A 3,424-nucleotide genomic window follows, 5' to 3' on the forward strand; every position below is an offset into this window, starting at 1 on the left:
AGGCTTTTAGCAATGCGGGCAGATGAATATGTTTTCAGCGGAAGAATATCTATTTTGCCTCATCAAATGAGTGGGGCTGAAGAATTACAAATTCCCGTACTGCTTAAAGCCTCGCTCCGTTGTACGCCACAATTATGACGCTCACTATAAATCAACTGACAAAGGACATAACAAGCGTTAACATCGAAGACATTCTTTCCTGCTGGATGTGGAAAGTGGCAGAGATGCACGCTTTAGTCACAATGTCTGTTTTGGGGGATTTATTTTTACTTGGAAAAGATGATGCCGTTTACTGGCTGCAAACGGACAGCGGTAATTTGACCAAGGTTGCAAATACGTTTTCTCAGTATAAAGATTTTCTAAATAATGAAGAAAAAGTCAATGAGTGGTTCTTGCCGCTTTTTGTTGCGGAACTGGTAGCTGCAGGTAAGACCCTAAAACAAAATGAAGTTTACAGTTATAAAAAACTGCCCGTCATCGGCGGCGAGTATTCAGTGGAGAATATAGAGCCGACAGACATGAGTGTTCATTTTGCTTTTTCTGGGCAGATTTGTGAACAGATAAAAGACCTGCCAGACAGAACGGAGGTTCGTATCAAGGTCAAACAATGAGCGGCGTACAACATGCGCTTTTAGAAAGTCGGGCTGAATAGCTATCTTTCAACGGCAAAATATTATTCAACCTTAGCGCAAAATTGGAGCGACATATTTTCAAATGCCCGCCCTTCTTAAAGCGCTAATACGTTGTGCGAAATCCGACTAACTCCAATTGTACATGAAGTTAATACCTGAAAAAGCATGGAATGATTTTAAAAGTCAGCATATCTCCGTAGACATAAAGGATATTGCGCAAGGGATTGTGACGACACTAATCATACTTGTTCCAGAGTCTCAAATTGAAGCATTTAAGAATAGCCAGCAATTCCAAGGCTTGCGAACGGATTATTTTAATTTAGTGCGTCAACATACAGATGAGAAAATATCAATGCCAGAGAATATTACTATGCATTTAGAAAGTAAAGAGAACTTTGATGTCAAGTATAAAGGAAGTTGGTACAACTATTTCGGATGACTTCGCACAACATGGGCTTCATGCAACAGGGGCTGAAGTGCATATTCTCAACAAATAATTTCTATTTTACATCCGGAACACGGCTGAAGCGGCAGGACACAAATAACCCTGCTGCATAAAGCCCTGGCCGTTGTAGGCAACCTTAAAGCGACACTCCTATAATTTAAAACAAAAGAGCTTGTTGAAATACATTTTCATTGCAGTTGGTATATTCTTTCTTCTGTTGGTTGGCTATATGTTTTTCGCTGTGTCGGCTTTTAGCTTCGGAGATGGAAAATTCTATACTAAACAAGATTTAATCAACCATTACAAAACGAAAACTCGTGAAATCCAAGAAGTAAAACGCTACATCAACACCATCGTGCCTTCTGGCAAAGAGGTCGACATTGAATTTGAAGGCGATGATAAATTAGCCATCTTTCATGTGGAGGAGAACGGCGCCTATGATAGCAATTGGGATCTAAAATTTAACTCTGCTAAGGTAGACACGTTGCTACAGAAGCTAAATTGGACCAAAGAGAACATTCGTGTATTAAAAAGGAAGTTGGATGAGGCTGGGTGCATTTCTGTAAAAAACGGAGAGCCTTGCAACATCGGCTTTCAACGTAGCGGTATGGGAGAGTTCTTTTACAATTTGTTTGACGGGCCAGTTTCTGACAGTTTGCGCAATCAGTACGAACATAGCTGCACGCATGTTTTTTATACCGACCGGATCATCTTGGAATATGGCGGCGGTGCAATAGGACCCCAATGTTTCCCGGTTGACACAGTTGACCAAAAGCAAAGGCAGCCTACAACATCAAATTTCTAAAACCAAGGCCGACGAGCAATAGCTGAACACTATACCTTTATTGAGCAATAGAACAAAAGTGAAACTGTATAGCCCTGAATACCTTGGCTTCAGAAATTTGTTCTACGTTAGCGGCAGTCCCTGATATGAAAGAGTTTAAATCCACAAAGTGGTTATTGCGGAAAGCCTCTGGCTCACGGGCCAGGTATAAAGGAAAGGGCCGATATGCGGACGACAAGCTGCGTACACCAGACGTTTACGCCGATTTGCCAATGCATGAACCCATTAGACAAAGCCGGTCTTACCTGGACGCCTCGTTGATAAAACGGTGGCTGTACTCAAAAGTGGGGTGTGACTTTGACGATGTTTATTCTGAGTACCTCAGTCGGCTGCAGCCAAAATATAGGGAAGAGTACCGAGACCGCATCTTCGGCTACATTCATCGAAGGGACTCCGTCGGCATAAAAGAAAACGGGGAGGTGTGGGGCAAAAGCGGAAACAGCAATGGAAGCCCGGTGAAATTACCGTATTGGAGAGACGAACGCTTCTATGTAGACCCTCAGACAAATAAAGTGTGCAAAATACCTGTGGAGCAACTGAAAAGGTAAGGTGCCGCTAACAGCAGATTTCTAAAACCAAGGCTGAAGTGCAATGATCAAACACTAAAACTTTAATCGCCAACAGAACAGAATTGAAGCTGAATAACTCTGAATGCCTTGGCTTCAGAAACCTGTTCTCCGTTAGCCGCAATACCGATGCAAAGAGTACTCTTCATTTTGGTTTTTCTTTTGTTTTATTCAGCGACCTATGCCGACTCACCTCCATGTTGGTGCAAGTTTGAAGAAGAATCAGCAAATAAAAAGTATGTTGCTATAGTTGACCGTCCGCAAAAGGATAGTTTAATTGACCCATGGAAATCTGTTTGGACACTTACTGTCTACGAAAAGACTGCTATAGGCAATCGCCGACTTTGGAGGATTAAGTATGACTATACAGGCTATCCTGGAGGATTGCTTTCAGATGACGGGCAAACGTTTGTCTATGTTGAGTTTTGGTACTATGCAAGCAGTCCATTGGTTGACATTTATCGTCAAGGCAAGAAGGTCAACACATCAGCATTGAAAGGATTAAACTTCAAAGTACCAAAGGACAAGCTGGTAGAAACAGTATCCCATCAACTTTGGCTTTGGGACGAAGGGAATGCATATTCTTATACGACCAATAATAAGCGTCTTTTATTGGAGATCCGTACAATAGATGGCAGAAAGCATTACATAGACATCTCAAGTGGACGATTTGCTTCTATAAGTCAACGTGCGGCTAACACAAGCTTTGTAAAATAGCGGCTGACGAACTACATTTAAGCTGTAAAACAATAATCAACGGCAAAGCAAAAGTGAGACTTCGGTTTTTCAATTTCCGCTACATCACAAAGCTTCACTCCGTTGTGCGCTATTAAAAGTCGTTTATGATTGATAGAGAATCAAGAGGCATTTTAGCTGAAAACATTCGCCATTTGGTGGCAGGAATAACGACCAACTTTGAGTACGAAGAAGCCATCTT

General features: G+C 41.8%; 4 protein-coding genes. All 4 read left to right on the top strand.

What is annotated here, in order from left to right; genetic code table 11:
* Positions 1-134: 134 nt before the first annotated feature.
* The 4 genes from D6024_RS26095 to D6024_RS26115 all read left to right on the top strand — a co-directional run bounded on the left by D6024_RS26095 (position 135) and on the right by D6024_RS26115 (position 3,204).
* Positions 135-611: a DUF1851 domain-containing protein gene (locus tag D6024_RS26095; RefSeq protein WP_162945055.1), complete on the top strand. Its 477-nt coding sequence runs from the start codon at positions 135-137 to the stop codon at positions 609-611.
* Between the two features lie 163 nt (positions 612-774).
* Positions 775-1,071 carry a hypothetical protein gene (locus D6024_RS26100; RefSeq protein ID WP_121357767.1) on the top strand — a complete coding sequence of 99 codons (297 nt, stop codon included), beginning with the start codon at positions 775-777 and terminating at the stop codon, positions 1,069-1,071.
* Between the two features lie 178 nt (positions 1,072-1,249).
* Positions 1,250-1,882 carry a hypothetical protein gene (locus tag D6024_RS26105; protein ID WP_162945056.1) on the top strand — a complete coding sequence of 211 codons (633 nt, stop codon included), beginning with the start codon at positions 1,250-1,252 and terminating at the stop codon, positions 1,880-1,882.
* 734 nt (positions 1,883-2,616) lie between these two features.
* Positions 2,617-3,204: a hypothetical protein gene (locus D6024_RS26115; protein ID WP_121357770.1), complete on the top strand. Its 588-nt coding sequence runs from the start codon at positions 2,617-2,619 to the stop codon at positions 3,202-3,204.
* Positions 3,205-3,424: the final 220 nt, after the last annotated feature.

The organism is Flavisolibacter nicotianae, assembly GCF_003628535.1.
Classification (GTDB): domain Bacteria; phylum Bacteroidota; class Bacteroidia; order Chitinophagales; family Chitinophagaceae; genus Flavisolibacter; species Flavisolibacter nicotianae.